General features: G+C 34.0%; 16 protein-coding genes. 13 read left to right on the top strand and 3 right to left on the bottom strand.

Annotated elements, in window-relative coordinates; all coding sequences use genetic code 11:
• The first annotated feature begins 6 nt into the window (after positions 1 to 6).
• From bamA to U9P79_00355, 12 genes are all read left to right on the top strand, one after another.
• Positions 7 to 2,259, top strand: coding sequence for an outer membrane protein assembly factor BamA (bamA, locus tag U9P79_00410; GenBank protein MEA2103095.1), 2,253 nt, complete (start codon positions 7 to 9; stop codon positions 2,257 to 2,259).
• Positions 2,260 to 2,287: 28 nt separating this feature from the next.
• On the top strand, positions 2,288 to 2,806 hold the full coding sequence (locus tag U9P79_00405; protein MEA2103094.1) for an OmpH family outer membrane protein: 519 nt from the start codon (positions 2,288 to 2,290) through the stop codon (positions 2,804 to 2,806).
• Positions 2,807 to 2,822: 16 nt separating this feature from the next.
• On the top strand, positions 2,823 to 3,872 hold the full coding sequence (lpxD, locus tag U9P79_00400) for a UDP-3-O-(3-hydroxymyristoyl)glucosamine N-acyltransferase (GenBank protein ID MEA2103093.1): 1,050 nt from the start codon (positions 2,823 to 2,825) through the stop codon (positions 3,870 to 3,872).
• Positions 3,865 to 5,283, top strand: a complete 1,419-nt coding sequence (locus tag U9P79_00395) for a bifunctional UDP-3-O-[3-hydroxymyristoyl] N-acetylglucosamine deacetylase/3-hydroxyacyl-ACP dehydratase (protein MEA2103092.1) — start codon at positions 3,865 to 3,867, stop codon at positions 5,281 to 5,283. The genes lpxD and U9P79_00395 overlap by 8 nt, the downstream gene beginning before the upstream one ends.
• Positions 5,267 to 6,040, top strand: coding sequence for an acyl-ACP--UDP-N-acetylglucosamine O-acyltransferase (gene lpxA, locus U9P79_00390; protein MEA2103091.1), 774 nt, complete (start codon positions 5,267 to 5,269; stop codon positions 6,038 to 6,040). The genes U9P79_00395 and lpxA overlap by 17 nt, the downstream gene beginning before the upstream one ends.
• A gap of 95 nt (positions 6,041 to 6,135) precedes the next feature.
• Positions 6,136 to 6,408, top strand: a complete 273-nt coding sequence (locus U9P79_00385) for an HU family DNA-binding protein (protein MEA2103090.1) — start codon at positions 6,136 to 6,138, stop codon at positions 6,406 to 6,408.
• A gap of 81 nt (positions 6,409 to 6,489) precedes the next feature.
• Positions 6,490 to 7,614, top strand: a complete 1,125-nt coding sequence (gene dnaN / locus U9P79_00380) for a DNA polymerase III subunit beta (protein ID MEA2103089.1) — start codon at positions 6,490 to 6,492, stop codon at positions 7,612 to 7,614.
• 312 nt (positions 7,615 to 7,926) lie between these two features.
• Positions 7,927 to 8,139, top strand: coding sequence for a 50S ribosomal protein L31 (rpmE, locus tag U9P79_00375; GenBank protein MEA2103088.1), 213 nt, complete (start codon positions 7,927 to 7,929; stop codon positions 8,137 to 8,139).
• A 104-nt stretch (positions 8,140 to 8,243) separates the two neighbouring features.
• Entirely contained in the window at positions 8,244 to 9,221 is a 978-nt protein-coding gene (locus U9P79_00370; GenBank protein MEA2103087.1) for a DUF1385 domain-containing protein, read from the top strand.
• Positions 9,211 to 10,281 carry a peptide chain release factor 1 gene (gene prfA / locus U9P79_00365; protein ID MEA2103086.1) on the top strand — a complete coding sequence of 357 codons (1,071 nt, stop codon included), beginning with the start codon at positions 9,211 to 9,213 and terminating at the stop codon, positions 10,279 to 10,281. The genes U9P79_00370 and prfA overlap by 11 nt, the downstream gene beginning before the upstream one ends.
• Complete coding sequence (locus tag U9P79_00360) at positions 10,278 to 11,513, top strand: hemolysin family protein (GenBank protein MEA2103085.1); 1,236 nt, start codon at positions 10,278 to 10,280, stop codon at positions 11,511 to 11,513. Before prfA ends, U9P79_00360 begins: the two co-directional genes overlap by 4 nt.
• Before the next feature lie 21 nt (positions 11,514 to 11,534).
• A complete protein-coding gene (locus U9P79_00355) occupies positions 11,535 to 13,577 on the top strand; it encodes a M3 family metallopeptidase (protein ID MEA2103084.1) in 2,043 nt (680 codons plus the stop codon).
• A 123-nt stretch (positions 13,578 to 13,700) separates the two neighbouring features.
• On the opposite strand, the gene U9P79_00350 is transcribed toward U9P79_00355, so the two are convergent.
• The 3 genes from U9P79_00350 to U9P79_00340 all read right to left on the bottom strand — a co-directional run bounded on the left by U9P79_00350 (position 13,701) and on the right by U9P79_00340 (position 17,965).
• Positions 13,701 to 14,051, bottom strand: a complete 351-nt coding sequence (locus U9P79_00350) for a response regulator (GenBank protein MEA2103083.1) — start codon at positions 14,049 to 14,051, stop codon at positions 13,701 to 13,703.
• 218 nt (positions 14,052 to 14,269) lie between these two features.
• Positions 14,270 to 15,634, bottom strand: coding sequence for a sigma-54 dependent transcriptional regulator (locus U9P79_00345; protein ID MEA2103082.1), 1,365 nt, complete (start codon positions 15,632 to 15,634; stop codon positions 14,270 to 14,272).
• Between the two features lie 6 nt (positions 15,635 to 15,640).
• Positions 15,641 to 17,965, bottom strand: a complete 2,325-nt coding sequence (locus tag U9P79_00340) for a tetratricopeptide repeat protein (GenBank protein ID MEA2103081.1) — start codon at positions 17,963 to 17,965, stop codon at positions 15,641 to 15,643.
• A 263-nt stretch (positions 17,966 to 18,228) separates the two neighbouring features.
• On the opposite strand from U9P79_00340, the gene U9P79_00335 reads away from it, so the two are divergent.
• Positions 18,229 to 19,068: a CoA ester lyase gene (locus tag U9P79_00335; GenBank protein ID MEA2103080.1), complete on the top strand. Its 840-nt coding sequence runs from the start codon at positions 18,229 to 18,231 to the stop codon at positions 19,066 to 19,068.
• Positions 19,069 to 19,080: the final 12 nt, after the last annotated feature.

Raw genomic sequence — 19,080 nt, 5'->3', positions numbered from 1 at the left:
TATTAAATGAAATTTAAGTCAACCCTATTTATTTTACTTTTTCTCTTTGTTATTGAATTTTGCTTTGCAGTAGATAATTATGATTATATTACAGATATTGAAGTGCAAGGAAACGTCAATGTCTCTTCTTCATTAATTATCTCGATAGCAGGTCTTAGCCAAGGGAATATCTATGACAAAGAAGATATTAAGTCAGCTATAAAAAACCTTTTCAAACTCCACTTATTTAAAGATATAAAAATAAACCAAACTGTCTCTGATTCAGGTGTAAAACTTGTTATCGCTGTGGTTGAATTCCCTATTCTTAACAAAATAAGTATTTCCGGGAATAAGAAAATAAAGAAAACTAAAATTCTGGAAGTAGTAGATGTTAGTAGCGGTGAATATTGGTCTCCGAAAGAAGAATTCACTATTTCAAACAAGATTTTAGATTTGTATAGAGAAAAAGGTTACAGATTGGCATCCCTCGATTTTAAGAAAAATCCCCTTTCTAATAACAGATTAAATCTAAATATCATTATTGATGAGGGGAAAAAAGTAAAAATAGATAAAATCATATTTTCCGGTAACGAAAAGATTTCTAGTAAAAAATTGCGAAAAATCATGAAAACACACGAAAAGGGATTTTTGCGTTCCGGCGAATTCAAATTGGAAAAATTTGACGAAGACCTTGTTCGTATTACCGACTATTTCAAATCTAAAGGTTTCATCAACGCAGAGGTTTTGGATTGGACAAAACAATATGATGACGATGGTTATCTAATTATTACAATTGAGCTTTATGAAGGCAGACAGTATCGGATCTCTTCAGTAGATATTTCAGGCAATTCCAGATTTTCCGATAATGTTTTAAAAAATGAATTGAAAATAAAATCGGGTGAAATTTTCAACCAGGAAGAATTCGATAAAAAGCTAAACTCTATTCGCATGATGTATTATGAGGATGGTTATATCTATTCAATAATAAATCAGGAAACTAAAACAGAAGCGGATTCCCTCTTCCTTACTCTTCATATAAATGAAAACACTAGAGCAAAAGTAAGAAAAATCAAAATTACCGGTAACCAAAAAACTCGTGAAAGCGTTATTCGAAGAAAATTGGCTATCACACCCGGAGATTATTTTCGCCAGTCACTTATCCAGCGTTCTCAAAGAAATATTTACAACCTTGGCTTTTTTACACCCAATATGGGCTTGGATTATCAGCCGATCAACGATGTAGGTGATATTGACCTGATATTTACTTTAGAGGATAAAATTTCGGGGAACGCAAACTTCGGTGTTAATTATGATCAAACGAATAATTTTACCGGTTTTGTCTCGGTTGAGCATAATAATATTTTAGGCAAAGCATTACAGCTCAAACTGAAGTGGGAATTTAGCGGTTCAAAACAAAATTATAGTATCAGTTTCACTAATCCATATTTTTTCAACAGAAATATGCTCGTGGGATGCGATGTGTTTCACACAAAAAATGATTGGAGCGACTATAATTACACCGTAACAAAAACTGGGGGAGGATTACGATTTGGGACAAGTATTCCTTTTATCAATTATGCCCGATTCACAACAGGATATTCTATTACTCAAAAAGAATACAGCATCTTGGATGATGGTTATGATGTAATTGATGTAGTGCAGAACTTGGTTGATGAGGGAAAAAAAATTACCAGCAACGGATACATCTCTCTCGAAAGAGATAGTAGAAATAATATTTACCGACCAAGCCAAGGTTCGCTGCTTCAGTCATATTCCGAACTTGCTGGCGGATTTATCGGTGGAAACGTGAATTATTTCAAAGAAATAGTTCAATCTAATTGGTATATCCCACTCTTCTGGAAATTTGCCCTCGGAACAAAATGGCGAATGGGATATATATCCGCTTTTGGCTCGACTGATGATGTACCTCTCGATGAAAAATTTTACCCTGGTGGAATCGGCCCCGACGGTATAAGAGGATATGATGACAGAAGCATTATACCGGAAAATTCTGATGGTGCAAACGCCGAATTGATAATATCGTCCGATATAACTTTTCCCATTTCCGGTGATCAGGTGGTGGGAGTAGCATTTTTCGATGCGGGAAATTCATATATTCATTTCTCGAAAATAAATGTTCAGGAACTGAAAAAAGGAGCAGGACTCGGCGTGAGAATTATGACTCCGATGGGACTTATGGGTTTTGATTATGCCTACGGATTTGACAGAACAACAAATAACAAATGGAAATTCCATTTCCAGTTCGGAACAACCTTTTAAATATAAAAAATTAGAAACAGGAGTATAAATGCAAAAGAAATTAATTGCCCTAATCATTATCACATTAATAGCAACCGGCTTATTCGCTGGTGATTATAAAATTGCTTACTGTGATATGTACAAAATCTATAATGAATTCCCCGAAAAAGTTCAGGCTGAGGAACAATTCAATAAAGAAGCGGGACAGTGGCAACAAGAACTTACGGATATGGAACAAGAAATTGCACAACTTCAAGAAGAATATGACAATCTTCCCCCTATGGTAACCGAAAAACGTAAAGAAGAAAAGATGGCACTCATCAACCAAAGACAACGCGAATATTATCAAAAAGCAGAGCTGTTACGAAACAAAGCTCTCGAAAGACAAAATGAATTGATCAAACCTATCAGCGATAAGATCGTAAACGCAATAAATACTGTTGCAGAAGATTATGGATATGATATGGTTCTCAATTCAATGCAAGGTGAAAGTATCCTTTATGCCAAACCGGAACATGACATCACCCAGCTTGTGATGGACAAACTTGATGAAGAGAGTGGAAAATAATCCCTATTAATTTTGTATGAAGAAATTCAAATTATCCTTATCTCTACAAGAAATTGAAAAAATTTCACAGGGAAAACTCATTTTAGTAAATGAAATTTCCATAGACTCGGTTGATTCATTGGATGAGGGTAAAAGTTCCGCTGCGGTTTTTTATCAAGACGAAAAATTTAAAGATCAATTGTTGAACACAAACGCCGGCGTGGTCTTTATTCCTGAAAATATTGATATTTCCAATTTTCCCAAACGTAATTATATTCTTACTAAAAACCCCTATGAATCATTTCTGAGACTAGTTACATATTTTTTGCAAAGTGATAAAAAGATATTACACGGTCAAAACATCCATCCAAATGCAAATATTCATTCCAGCGCTATTCTTTCTGAGAATATTCAGGTAGAAGCCGGAGTTTTTGTTGGGGAAAATTGCGTTCTCGGAAATAACGTTCACATAGAACCAAATGCTGTTATCAAAAATGATGTAACTATCGGAAATAATACCCATATTTTTCCGAATGTAACTATATATCCGGAAGTTATTATCAGCGAAAATGTAATAATCCACGCTGGTGTTACTATCGGTTCTGACGGTTTTGGCTACTTGTGGGACGGAAAAATGCATAGAAAAATTCCCCAAATCGGGGGAGTGATTATTGAGAATAATGTTGAAATCGGAGCAAATGCGTGTATTGATCGAGGTGCTCTCGGGAATACTATCATCAAACAAGGAACAAAACTTGATAATCTTATTCAAGTTGGACACAACGTGGTTATCGGCAAAAATTCAATACTTTGCTCACAAGCAGGAATAGCCGGTAGCACAGAAATCGGTGACGATGTGATACTTGCCGGACAGGTCGGAGTTGCCGATCATATAAAAATTGGCAATCGAGTAAAGGTGGCAGCCCAATCAGGAATTAGTAAAAATGTTCCTGATGATAAAACAATGTTTGGTTACCCTGCCACCGAAGCCGGACTTCAAAGACGCATCATTGCTTGTATGAGGGATTTACCTGATATTCGCAAATTATTCAAAAAGCTTAAGAAAAATGAGGAAATGAATGATTGAAAGAAGTGAAAACCAACAAACGATAAAAAATCAGTTTAGCTATACTGGAATCGGACTTCATTACGGAAAAATCAACACAATCACTTTTAAGTCCGGGGCTGAAGATTCCGGCATTATCTTTAAACGGGTGGACTTACCCGGAAAACCTGAAATACCTGCTGACATAAAACATGTACAGAGTTTGCAACGTGGCACAAATATCGGAATTAAAGAAGCCACTGTTGCCACCATCGAGCATGTTCTGGCAGCTATCAGAGGTTTACAAATTGATAACATCATTGTTGAAATTGATGGTGAAGAAATCCCTGTTGCTGACGGAAGTGCGATCGAGTTCATCAAAGTCTTGAAAAAATGCGAAATTGTTCAACAGAACGCTGAGCGCCGATACCTTATCATTTCAAAACCATTATCTTTTTCCGTTCCGGAAAGTAATGTTGATATCGTTGTTGTCCCATCAAATTCTTTGAAAATTACTTTCTTCATTGATTTTGACCATCACAGTCTATCCCCTCAATATACATCAATGGTTTCGCTTGAAGATGAATTTATTGAGGGATTTGCTTCAGCGAGAACTTTTTGTTTTGTAAATGACATCCTATCCCTAAAAAAAGCAGGGCTGATTAAAGGTGGAAGTCTTGATAATGCAATCGTTATTGGTGATGATCGCATGTCTGAAGATGAATTGAACGATCTGCGTGTACTTTTCAATTATAAAGGGGACTTGCATTTAAATGAAGACAACCTTCTCAATGATAAACCGTTACGCTACTACAACGAATGTGTCCGCCACAAAGTTTTGGATTTAGTTGGAGATTTAGCCCTCCTCGGCATTTCAGTTAAGGGACACATCTTGGCTGCTCGTTCCGGTCATAAAACAAATATTGAGTTAATTAAAAAAATTAATGAATTGTATGAGAATGAAATTTTACAGGCTAAATATCAAAAATCAAAGATCAAGGGCGTGGTCTTTGATAATGAGGCTATTCAAAGAATTCTTCCACATCGCTATCCTTTACTTTTAGTAGATAAAGTTATCGAATTTGTTTCACATGACAAAATTGTTGGTGTAAAAAACGTAACGATTAACGAACCGTTTTTCCAAGGACATTTTCCAGGACATCCTGTAATGCCCGGTGTCTTAATAGTTGAAGCAATGGCTCAAACGGGTGGCATTCTGGTTCTTAATGAAATGGATGATCCTAAAAATTATATTGCATATTTTATTTCAATAGATAAGGTCAAGTTTCGAAAAATTGTTGTGCCTGGAGACAGATTGGAGTTCCACATGAGATTGATAAAATCTCGTCGGGGTATTTCTGTGATTGAAGGAAAAACCTATGTGGATGGTACACTCGTTTGTGAAGGAATTTTAAAAGCAAAAATATCAAGAAAAAATGACGAAAATTCATAATACAGCACTTATTCATAAAAACGCACAAATTGCTTCTGACGTTGAAATCGGACCATATACAATTATCGGAGCAAATGTAAAAATCGGAAAAGGCTCGAAGATTCGCTCCCATGTTGTGATAGACGGTCGTACAAACATCGGCGAAAACTGCCTCATATTTCCGTCTGCTGTCATCGGAACTATTCCACAAGATCTAAAATATTCCGGTGAAAAAACACAGGTAATTATCGGGTCAAAAACAACCATTAGAGAATTTGTTACTATAAATTTATCCACCAGTATTGATCAACCCACTACCGTCGGAAACAATTGTTTGCTCATGGCTTACGTCCATGTTGCTCACAATTGTAAGCTCGGAGATAATGTTATTATGGCAAATGCAGCTACCTTAGCCGGTCATGTTGAAGTTGAAAATAATGCAACAATTGGGGGACTTACACCAGTGCATCAATTTGTAAAAATTGGTTGCTATTCCTTTATTGGCGGGCTTTCACGTGTTAGCAAAGATGTGGCTCCCTACACCCGTGGTGCAAGCATTCCTTACAAAACTATCGGCTTAAATTCCATCGGTTTGAGAAGGCATAATTTTTCCGATGAAACTATGCAATCGTTAAAAAAATTATATAAAATTTTTTATACTTCCAACCTTAATACTACACAAGCTATAGAAAAAATAGAAGCCAATATTGAACCCATATATGAAGTGAATCATTTTGTAAATTTCGTAAAAAAAACGGAAAGAGGAATTTTAAAATGATTTTTTTATTTAATAAATTTGACAAACTCTGATAAACAGGCACTTTCTGTGCATCAGATAAGTTAATAAATCCAATAATATGTCGGGAGGACGTAATGACAAAGAAAGACTTAATTGATAGCTTAGCATTGGAAGTTGATATCTCCAAGAAAAAGGCTGGAGATGCTATTAATCACATCCTTGATGCTATCACCCTTAGCCTTGAAAAAGGCGAAAAAGTAACACTCGTTGGTTTTGGAACATTCAAAATTCAAAAAAGAGCCGAAAGAATGGGTATGAACCCATCTACTTTGGAAAAAATTCGAATCCCATCTACCAAAGTTCCCAAATTCAAAGCTGGAAAAAAACTTAAAGACGCAGTTAGATAACTTTAAGTAATTTATTCCAAGAGCAAGGGAATTTTTCCCTTGCTCTTTTTAAATTCTTTAACTTTTAAACTCGAGGTTTATATGAAGTTTGTCATAAAAAAAGATCAAATTTTGCCAAAAGTTCAATTTGTAAACAGTATTGTTCCTGTAAGAAATCCATTACAAATTCTAACCAATATCTTGTTTATAGTGGATGCGGAAACTAATTCCATAAAATTAGTTTCAACAGATCTGGAAGTATCTGGTGTTTCAGAAATGAGCGGTGAAGTTGAAGAAAGTGGCACAATCGCCGTACCTGCAAGAGAAATCACGGAAATTATCCGGTCTCTTCCGGAAGCAGACATCCACTTCTTTACAGAAAATAATATACTAAGAATAAAATGCTTACACATAGATTATAAATTGATTTTTGCTAATCCTGAAGATTTTCCTGAAATTCCCGAACGCAATTGGGATAATAGCTTTGAAATTGATTCTGCTCTTTTCTCCAGAATGATTCTAAAAACATCTTTTGCAGTTTCCAGAGAAATAGGACGTCCGGCTTTCACGGGTGTTCTTTGGGAATTAGAAAACGAAACTCAAAGAATGGTTGCTACTGACGGAAGAAGATTGGGTAAAGTTGAAACCGCTCTTTCACTTGATATTGCAGAAAGAAAAATTATAATTCCCATCAAAGGTCTGAATCTTATCAAAAGTATAATTGAAGAAAAAAAACCAATTTTAAAAATCATCCCCGAAGAAAGTGGCATAAGTTTCAAATACGACTCCTATAAAATTTTTTCCAGATTGATAGAATCAAAATACCCCGATTATAATGCCGTTATCCCGTATAACAACTCGAAAAATGTAGAAGTGGATCGCGAAGCACTTATCAATGCGGTAAAACGCGTTGCTTTACTTGCCACAGAGGATAATTATAAAATTATCTTTAATTTTTCGAAAAACCACATTGTTATTCATTGTGAAGATATTGAAAAGGGTGCTGCAAAAGAAGTAATCGAAACTACCGCACAAATTGAGAATTTCACAATTGGCTTCAATTATAAATATATGTTAGAAATTCTGCAATTAATTTCAAGTAGCAAAGTTCTTATTAAACTTGAAAACGAGCTCGATCCAGCTCTCTTTTTTGATACTGAGCATTCTGAAAAAATTACAGAAAAAACTTTACTGCTCCTAATGCCTCTTCGTATTGCTACTGACTAAAATTTAATAAATTGCTATAAAATAAACTACTCGTACCTAGTAAAAAAATACTATAACGTAGTTCAAACAAATGGTTTTCTGCGAATCATTTAAAAAGATTTTGCAAACTAAATATTTTTTCAGAAAATATTCTCGAATAGATTTTTACCTCTCCATAAAAAATGGGATTAAACTTTTTGTATTTTGCTATTTATTGCAATTGCCGGTAGCAGTTTTTTCGCAAAGTTTGACACCGAATACTACTACTCTAAATTTTGGCTAAAAATATAATCCAAATTTTTATATGTATAAAATTTGATGGAGACAATAATTATGAAGAATAAAATTCATCCAAAATACCATAAATGTATCGTGAAATGTGCATGCGGAAACACATTTGAAATATCTTCAACTTTGTCTGAGATTGAAGTTGAAATTTGTTCCGAGTGTCATCCCTTTTATACTGGAAAGAAGAAACTCATTGATGCTGGTGGAAGAATTGATAAATTTAAGAAGAAATATTCAAAATTTCAGACAAGCAACTGATTCAAAACAAAATTAATTATAAATTTCATAAAAACGGAAATTACCTAACATCTAAACATTGATTCTTTAAGTGAATTTCTTAGATAATTTCATGGTAGGAACAAATGGAAAATAAAAATCCTCAAATAGCCGTGGGCGGTCAAGCTGTGATAGAAGGAGTGATGATGCGGGGACCACAAAGCATCGCAACTGCCATAAGAAAAAAAGATAACAGTATTCTCATCAAAAAAGAAAAATTTATTTCTTTAACAAAAAGGAATAAATTCTTTGGTTTTCCCGTAATAAGAGGTTTTGTTTCTCTCATTGAAATGATGATTATCGGATTTAAAACACTCAGCTTTTCTGCGGAAGAAGCCATTAAGGATGAGGAAAAAAGCAAAGACGAGGAACCAGAGAAGAAAAAAACCAAAAAATTTGATAAACTTTATGAGATTTTTTCATACGTTTTTGCTTTTGGTTTAGCATTCTTGTTTTTCGTTTTCCTCCCCTATCGAATAGCATATTGGTTAGATATTGAAAAAACAAATTTTCTTTTTAATATCGTTAAAGGGCTAATTCAAATTTCTTTTTTTGTTTTCTACATATTTGCTATTAGCTTTTTAAAAGATGTGAGAAGGCTATTTGAATTCCACGGAGCAGAACATAAATCCGTTTTTGCCTATGAATCCAATCCCGATTTCACCCTCGAGGACACAAAAATCTTCTCAACTTTTCACCCCCGATGTGGAACAAGCTTTATTTTTATCGTTCTACTTATTGCCATTTTAGTTTTTTCGGTTTTTGATACTCTATTATCCGCAATATTTAATTTAACCTTACCTTTATTTACGAGGATATTTCTTCATCTTCTTCTAATGCCAATAATCTCAGGAATATCTTACGAAATTTTAAAATTTTCCGGCAAGAACACTAATCATTGGTTAGTAAAAATATTCTCCTCTCCCGGTTTGGCTTTGCAAAGAATTACTACAAAAGAACCTGATGAAAAACAATTGGAAGTTGCGATCTGCGCTTTACATTCTGCCCTTGATATGCCAATTCTCTCCCAAAATATCAGTTACGTGGATAAAAATGAAAATTGAAAATAAAATCGCTCACTTAACCGCTGAATACGAAGAACTAAAAGAAAAAATATCTGACCCAAAAATTATAAATCAACAAAATTTATATATAGATTTAACTGTTAGATTTAAAGAAATTTCCGAAATTCTGGAATTGCATCACAATATGGTTCAAACCAAACAAACAATTACAGAAAACACCGATGCCTTATCGCATGAAACAGATGAGGAAATGATTGATCTTTACAAAGAGGAGAATGAGAAACTCGACAAAGAATTTGATAAATTATTTCTTCAAATCAAGCTTCTCCTACTCCCGAAAGATAAAAATGATGAAAAAAATGCAATAATGGAAATCCGTGCTGGAACCGGTGGAGATGAGGCTGCTTTATTTACAGCTGATTTATACAAAATGTATTCCGCTTTCATTGAGAAAAAAGGTTGGAAAATCGATATGATGAATTCCAATCCAACCGGCATAGGTGGTTTCAAGGAGATTGCTTTTGAAATAACAGGTAAAGATGTATTCGGAACATTAAAATATGAAAGTGGAGTTCATCGTGTCCAACGTGTTCCGGAAACCGAATCATCAGGCAGGATACACACTTCCGCTTCTTCCGTAGTCGTTTTGCCGGAAGCTGAAGAAGTGGATATTCAAATCAATGATAAAGATCTTAAAATAGATGTTTATCGTTCGTCCGGACCCGGTGGACAAAGTGTAAACACAACCGATTCCGCTGTTCGTGTTACCCATATCCCAAGCGGTTTGGTCGTAACCTGTCAGGATGAAAAATCTCAACATAAAAACAAGAAAAAAGCTATCAAAGTCTTACGTTCCCGATTATTGGATCAAGAAATACGTATGCAACAAAAAGACCGCTCAAATAAGAGAAAATCAATGGTTGGTTCCGGAGATCGCAGTGCAAAGATTCGTACCTACAATTTTCCTCAATCCAGAGTAACAGACCACAGAATAAAATTTACTACCCACAATTTAGAAGCCATAATGAACGGCGAAATTCAGGAGCTAATTGACAAGTTACATTTTGAGGTGCAAAAAGAATTCTTTGAAGACAAATGATTAGTGTAATCATTATTGCCATCTTCTTTATCGGATGTGCGTTTTTTTCCGGTGCAGAAATAGGCTTGATTTCTCTGGACAAATATAAATTAAAAAGAGACTCTCTAAAAAATCGCAAGTCTAAAAGATTATACGATTTTATCACTGATCCTGATAAAATTCTTGGTACTACACTGATCGGGACAAACATTTCAATTGTTATTGTATCATCCGTATTTACCGCCTATGTAGTAAATAAACTCAAAATTCTAAATGAGACTTCTGCCAGTTTGTTATTAGCCGGTGTTTTGCTGATCGTTTCCGAAATCATACCCAAAATGTATTTTAAAAGAACTGCAGATAAATCCATTCCGAAACTATTTTTTATAATTCGATTTTTTGCTTTGCTGTTTACACCTTTCATCTGGCTTTTTGCGAAATTATACTCCGGTTTTTCAAAAATCATAAAGATTTCACCTAAGGCAGAAAAAAAACTTTTCTCTAAAGATGATCTTTCATATCTTGTTAGAGAAGCTCAAAGAAGTGGAGATGTTAATGCAGATGAGCAGGGTCTGATTGAAGAAGTGTTGACTTCCCAAGATTTAAAAGCAAAAAATATTATGATTCCACGAACAAATATTTTTGCTGTCCAGAAAGAAGCAATTTTGAAAGATGTCATTGAACTTTCACGAAATGAAGGATTTACTCGAATACCCGTTTTCGACGAAAACATTGATCATATCATCGGTCTTATTGTAATTCACGATTTACTGAATATCAAAAACGTGCAAGAGAAAATTGAGAAATATATCAGAAAAGCGTATTTCATTCCAGAAGTTATGAAGGTTACGAACCTTTTAAAAAAATTGCAAGAGGAAAAAACACCTATCGCGATTGTCGTAGATGAATATGGTGGAACTGCCGGGCTGGTATCAGTTGAAGATATCATCGAAGAATTAGTCGGTGAAATTGAGGACGAGTATGATGTGGTGGGCAAAGATATTTATAAAATCAAACAAGATACATATCTTATCAATGCTGAAATAGAAATTGAGCAAATTATTGATGAAATTAATATTGACATTCCTGAAGGCGATTATGAAACATTAGCTGGATTTCTTATCTCCAAATTCGAGAGAATTCCAAATAAAGATGATGAAATCAAAATTAAAAACTATAAATTTTCGATAAAACAGGTTACAAGTAAAAAAATCGAAAAAGTTCTGCTAACAATAAAAAATGCATCGAAATAAATGCTATAAGGAGATCATTCTATGAAGAATATCAAGAACAATCCATTTTTACAACCCCGTGAAAACAAGTATGATGCAATCCCTTTTGACAAAATAAAAACTGAAGATTACATGCCTACTTTTGAATACGCTTTGGAACTGGCAAAAGCCAATATTGAAAAAATAAAAAGCAATAAATCAAAGGCAAATTTTGAAAACACTATTTTAGCTTTTGAAACAAGCGGAGAACTCTTGGATGAAGTCTCAAGTACATATTTCAACCTCTATTCTGTGGAATCAGACGATAAATTTAAGGCTCTCGCCCAGCAAATTTCACCAATGCTTTCAGCCTTTAAAAACGATATTATGACTGACGCAAATCTATTCCGAAGGATTAAAAAAGTCTATGATTCAAGAAATGATATGGTTTTAACCACAGAACGGATGAGATTGGTTGAAAAATTTTATCATGATTTTGAGCGAAATGGTGCTTTATTGGATAAAGAAGGTAAACTTAAATTGCGAAATATCGAAACAGAACTTTCTAAATTGGGACCACAATTTTCTCAAAATTTACTGAAAGCTACAAATTCTTTCAAACTACACATTACCGATGAAAATGAATTGATTGGTTTACCTGATTCCGCAAAGGAAGCTGCTGCTTTTACGGCAAAGCAAAACGGAAAAGATGAAGGTTGGATGTTTACTTTACAATCTCCCAGTCTGACTCCAATCTTTAAATATGCAAAAAATCGAGAATTGAGAAAAAAACTTTACATGAAATTCCGATCCAGAGCATTTAAAGGCGAGTTTGATAACCGTCAAATTTTAAAAAAAATTGCTGATTTACAATATAATAGGTCAAAATTATTAGGGTACGAAAATCTTGCCGAATATAAACTTGAAGAAAGAATGGCAAAAGATACCACGGAAGTGAAGGAATTCCTTGATAGTATCTATTCTGTTGCAATTAATCCGGCAAAAAATGAATTAAATGAATTAAAAAAACTCGCTTTGGAAATGGATGGAATTAGTAACCTTTATCCGTGGGATGTAAGCTATTATTCGGAGAAACTCAAGAAGAAAAAATTTGATTACGATGAAGAAGAACTGCGCCCCTATTTCAAATTTGAAAATGTTGTTAAAGGTCTGTTTGAAGTAGCTACTAAATTATATGGGCTTCAATTTAACTCGATTGACAATATACCCGTTTATCACCCAGACGTCCAAGTGTACAAAGTTAATGACGAAAACAAAATATATATCGGACTCCTTTATGTTGACTTGTTTCCCCGTGAAACAAAAAATGGCGGAGCATGGATGACAAATTATAGATCGCAGGGATTGAGCAAGGGAAAGATTCGCAGACCACATGTTTCCATAAATGCTAATTTCACGCCCACAACCGACAAATCACCTTCGCTTTTAAGATTGGGAGAAGTTGAAACTCTTTTCCACGAATTCGGACACGCCTTGCATTCCCTTCTTTCCGAATGTGAATTCACAACCTTAGCGAGTCCAAATGTTTTCTGGGATTTTGTAGAATTACCTTCTCAAGTTATGGAAAATTGGGTAAAGGAAAAAGAAACCCTTGATTTGTTCGCACGGCATTATCAAACCGGAAAAAAAATTCCCGAACTGCTTATTAAAAAAGTGAAAGCAGTTGAGAATTTCAACAAAGGTATGGCTAATATAACTCAACTCACTTATGGTTTTCTTGATATGGCTTGGTTCGCAGATAATCCACTTAAGATCAAGGATGTGGAAAAATTTGAGAAAGAAGTAACGGAAAAAACTCGAATCCTGCCAGAGATCGAAAACACAAATATTTCCTGTAGTTTTGCTCATATATTCGGAGGTGGATATTCTGCAGGTTATTATTCATACAAATGGGCAGAACTATTGGACGCAGACGCTTTCGAATATTTTAAGAAAAATGGGATTTTCAATAAAGAAATTGCAAAATCGTTTCGAGAAAATATTCTTGCCCGTGGTAACTCCGAACATCCAATGAAATTGTATATGAAATTTCGTGGAAAAAAACCTGATCCGGATGCGATGTTTCGCCGAGATGGCTTAAAATAAATTGTAAATTAATACTCTCGTAATTCGTTTTTTCAAAACGACTTTTTTACACGCTTCGGAGAAGCGTAATACTGCTGTAATTCGTTTTTCCAAAACGAGTTAATGTACTACATCCTGATAAACTCAAATTAACGAATTGACTGTTGAAATCAGATCATAGTTGTTGAACGGTTTATCAAAGAGAAGAGTGTTAAATTTTTCTGCTTTTAATTTTGTTTTTTCATCAGCATAGCCGGAAATCATTATCGAACCTTTAGTAGGGTGATATCTGTTAAACGATTCCAGAATCTCCAAACCGGATATATCATCCAGTTTATAATCTACAATGAGGAAATCGTATTTGTTTTCATTTATAAGCTGAAGCCCCTTTTTACCGGAGAAAGTATATTCCGTTTGATATCCAACTTCTTCCAACAGTTTTGAAAGAATGATACAGATATTTTCGTCATCATCTACAATAATGATCTTTTTCATAATAAACCTTCTTAATAGATAAATATATTTTATAATTCTAACATGCAATATTTATTCCACAAACTCACAAAATAATATTTTTATAGCCATTTTTTTGTTTCTTGCGCTATACAAGCAAGTTAGAAAAGAAAAATTTAATCCTGAAATAAAACTAATTTTTCAGATAACACAATTTTTTTACATTTTTGCAACAGGCGTTGCAAAATTGCAACAAATTATTATTCAATTCCTAAATTATTTACTTTTCTATAAAATGTCCATTTGGGAATCCCCGCCAATTTTGCTGCCTCAGATATGTTTCCATTAACATGTTTTATAATTGCTTGAATAATTGTTTTTTCCTTTTGTTTTAAAATCTCCGGTAAAGATTTTTCGGACAACTCACCCATATAGAAAAAATCAATTGCCTTTCCAGGATTTCCTATTGACAAAAGGTCAATGTCATTTTCTTGTAAAATTTTTTCACCACAAAGAAGGGCTGCCCGTCTGATAACATTTTTTAGCTCCCTAACATTTCCGGGCCAAGGATAACTCAGAAGAACCCCCATTAATTTACGGGAAACTCCCTGAATTGAAAGATTGAAATCTGCATTTGCCTCTTTGATAAAATAATCCGTAAGGATAGGTATGTCGTCTTTTCTTTGAACGAGATCCGGAATTTCTATCATAAATTCTTGTAAACGAAAGAAAAGATCTTCACGAAATTTTCCTTTATCAATCAGTTTTGTAAGTTCCTTATTTGATGCAACGATTATTCGTGTATTAATTTTGATAGTCTTATTACTGCCAAGTCTTTGAATTTCCCGTTCCTCAATAGCCCTGAGAAATTTTTTCTGGAGACTAAGTGGCAAATTATTTATTTCATCCAGAAATAATGTTCCACCATGTGCATGTTCAATTTTCCCGATTCTTCTTGATGCTGCTCCGGTAAATGCTCCCTTCTCGTACCCGAATAGTTCAGATTCAAAAAGGGATTCAGGTATAGCTCCCAAATCAATGGGAATAAAAGGTTTGTTCTTTAGAGAACTTCTTTGATGAATCAGTTTGGCTATCATCCCCTTTCCTGTCCCTGTGTTTCCCTGCAATAATATAGTTATATTTTTATCAGCGATAAGGTCAACTGTTTCCAGCACTTTTGTTATTTCGCGGCTTTCGCCCATCATCTCTCTAATTGATATCTTTTGATTTACTGTATTCCGTAAATCCCAAATTTCTTTATTCAAATTGATAGTTTTAACACACTTGGCAATTACAACTGCCAACTCCTCATTATCAATTGGTTTTATAAGATAATCAGCTGCCCCGATTTTCATAGCTTCAACAGAATGTCTTACATTTCCATGCCCGGTAATCATAATAACTTCGGGATGAATTTTCAGTTGTAAAATTTTCTTTAATACCTCAAATCCGTTAATATCCGGCAACTTATAATCAAGTAAAACAATATCAATTTGATTATTCCCGATTTTCTCAATTGCTTCTTTTCCACTTTCTGCAACAGATACATCGTATCCAACATTCTCAACCACTTTCGCCAAAATTTTTCGAACATCTTGCTCGTCGTCAACAATAAGAATGTTCATATTCTGTTAAACCTCACTTTCGTTTATTTGTGAAACCGGAAACACAATATTAAAAACCGTTCCAGTCCCAACTTCGCTTAATACATTTATTTTCCCTCCATTAGACTCCACTATTTCCTGAGCCAAACTCAGTCCCAAACCCGTTCCCTTTTCTTTGGTTGTAAAGAAAGATTCAAAAATTCTGGATAAATTTTCCGGGGGAATCCCTTCTCCGGTATCTTGTATGCTCATCACGATTTCATGATTCTCATACTTTGCCGTAACAGTCAAAGTTCCGAAGTCTCCCATTGATGAAATTGCATTAATAATAAGATTCATAAAAAGAATCTCCATCTGATTGGTATCAAATTTAATTGCAGGAATATCGTTGGAAATTTTTTTTACCAAAACAATATTATTATTCGAGCGCAATCCCGCGGTCAATTTACAAATCTTCTCTAATACGTTAATTATTTCTTCCTCTTTTTTGGGATTATTATCGGGATTTGCAAATTGCAAAAGTGATACAATGATTTCATCAGCTTTGTCTGTTGAATCTGCGATTGTTTGCAACATCTCACTTAATTCCTGTTCATCTTGCCCAAATTTCATCCTACAGAATTGAGCAGATGATTTAATCACAGTTAATGGACTCCTGATCTTATGAGCAATTCCACCTGCCAGTTCTCCAAGAAAGGAAATTCTTTCGGATATACGCAGGCGAGATTCTATCTTTTGGCGTTCGATAATTTCCTCGCGAAGATTCTTGTTTGAACTTGCCAATTCTTTCGTACGCTGGTTAACATCGTTTTCCAATTTTTCGGATAATTTGCGCTTGATGCGATAAAAATAAAATATAATTATGACAATAAAAAAAAGTACGATTGCAAATAGAAAATATATTCGGCGTCTTAATTTTCCCTTTTCTAAATTTATTTTTTGGATTTCTTTTTCATGTTTGAGAATTGCAATTTCTTTTTCTTTCTTTTCCGTTTCGTATTTTGTTTGAATCTCACTGATTTGTTTAACTTTATCTTCGTCTAAAATGCTATCTTTTACTGCAATATACTTCTTTTGAAAATCCCAAGCTTCCTGAAATTGTTCTTTCTTAGAAAATAAGTTTGATAATAATTTATAGCCTTCTTTCTTCACATCTCGAAGATCCAATTCGTCGGCAATTTTTAAACTCCAATTTAGATATTCAAGCGCCTTATTATAATTTCCCAAATCCGAATAAACAGAACCAATATTTTTCAGATTAGTAGCAAGAATAGTTCGTAAATTGAATTTTTGCATAATAGCGAGCGATTGAAAATAATAGTCTAATGCTTCTTTTTTTTTGTTTTGATAATTTTTGCAAACCCCCATGTTATGTAAAACAATTGCTGTAAAATGCTTATCCCCCAATTCTCTTGAGCACTGCAAAGCCTCATTGAAAGATTCCATTGCTTTTGTATATTCTTTGTTATGTCTATAAATATTTGCAATATTATAGATTACACCCGCAGAATGCCTTTTGTCACCAAGCTCTACAAATTTTTCCAATGCCATTTCATAATATTCCATTGCATGGTCATAATATTCTAATTCCTTATTTAAATTTGCGATATTATTCCGAACAATTGCGATATTTTTATCCTGCCCCAGACTATCTGCGAGAGATAAGGCTCTAATGCTATAACTAATAGCATCTTCGTAACGTGATTGTGCTTTCATAATATTTGCCAAACCTATATATATTGGAATCAAATATTTATGTTTTGAATGATATTTTTTCGCAATTATTTCAGCAATTTCCAAGAGCTCCATTGAATTGTCAAATTTACCTAACTTTATATATAATGCAGCAATATTTATATAATTTGTAATAAGATCTTGCTCTTTTCCAATTTTTTTTTTCAAATCGAAAGATATATTATAGCATTCCAGAGCTTTATCAAATTTCGAAAATTTTTTATAGGCAATTCCAAGATTATTATACATTTTGGCGGTTTCTTTTTTGTCAGCCATTCCTTTAAATATTTCTAAAGCCAAAATATCGAATTTAATTGCTTTCTGATAATCACAAAGTTCTACGTATGTGAGCCCCATGTTTTTATATATATGACCTTTAATTGATGAATTTTCATCGAATTCTTTTACAATTGATAATGCTAAATTTTCGCATTCGAGACACTTTTGCGGATCTTCATTTCTAAGATTTCTGAAAAAAGTTGTCATGTGGACAATTCCATCATCTCCTGATTCAGAGCTTAATATTTTTTTCAGACTATCCATTTCGGGACCTGCAAAAGCAAAGTCATTAAAAAATATGACAAATAAAATAATCAAATAACGATAACAATTTTTCAACTAAATATTCCTTCCTGCGATTCTCCTAATTTTGATAATAAATAAATTCGAGCATAAAATCAGTCAAGAAATTCATAGATTTTTTCTTCTCAAGATGGATTCTGTATTGAGAATTCCTTTATTGGAGTTGTAAAAAATACTTTTTGTTTACCGTTTAGTTCAATCAAATCCGCATACTGCCTAAATATATTTTTTATAAATTTGACAAGGATAATGGGGTTTGCGATTAACAATCGCAATTAAATATATTTTTTAGGAGACCCATGGAACAAAAAGTTAGAAGGACTCGGCTCTATATGCCGGGCAATAATCCAAATTTATTACAAAATTTAGCCACCTTTAATGCAGACACGATTATCCTTGATCTTGAGGACGCCGTAGCCCCCAAAGAAAAAGTATCCGCAAGATTTTTGATTAAACATGCTTTGATAAATATGAAATTCAATGCAGAAAAAGGAGTACGGATAAATCCCCTATCAACCGATTTCGGTAGAAAAGATGCTGAAATGGCAATCAATGCCGGAGCAGAGATAATATTTCTTCCAAAGGCAGAATTCCCCTCCGAAATAGTTGAATTGGAAAAAATCATCGGTAATAATAATGTCCTGATCTCCCCAATAATTGAAACTGCGCGTGGTGTTTTAAATGCTGATCAGATTTGCAAAGCAGGTAAAAAAGTAGTAATGATTTGCTTTGGTGCTGAAGATTTCACTAGAGATATTGGGGCAGAACGCACAAAAATCGGCAATGAAATATTTTGGGCTCGCTCAATGATTGTATTAGCTGCAAAAGCAAATGGAATACAAGCCAGCGATACTGTGTTTTCTGATGTGGAAGATATGAAATCACTTGAACAGGAAACCAAACTGATCAAATCCCTTGGTTTTGATGGCAAAGGTGTAATTCATCCCAGTCAAATTAAGGTTGTAAACAATGTTTTCAAACCAACGGAAGCAGAAATTGAACATGCCAAAAAAGTAATTGCTGCACTTGAAGAAGCCGAAAAGCTAGGAAGAGGAACTGCTTCACTTGGCAGAAAGATGATTGACAAACCGGTAGCAGACAGGGCTCGACGAATTTTGCAGCTTCAGAAAAAAATGTAACTAAATGGTGCC

Source organism: Candidatus Cloacimonadota bacterium (genome assembly GCA_034661015.1).
In the GTDB taxonomy this organism is placed as follows: domain Bacteria; phylum Cloacimonadota; class Cloacimonadia; order JGIOTU-2; family JGIOTU-2; genus JAYEKN01.
Note: the sequence above shows the minus strand (reverse complement) of the source record. Positions and strands in the feature narration are given on the sequence as shown.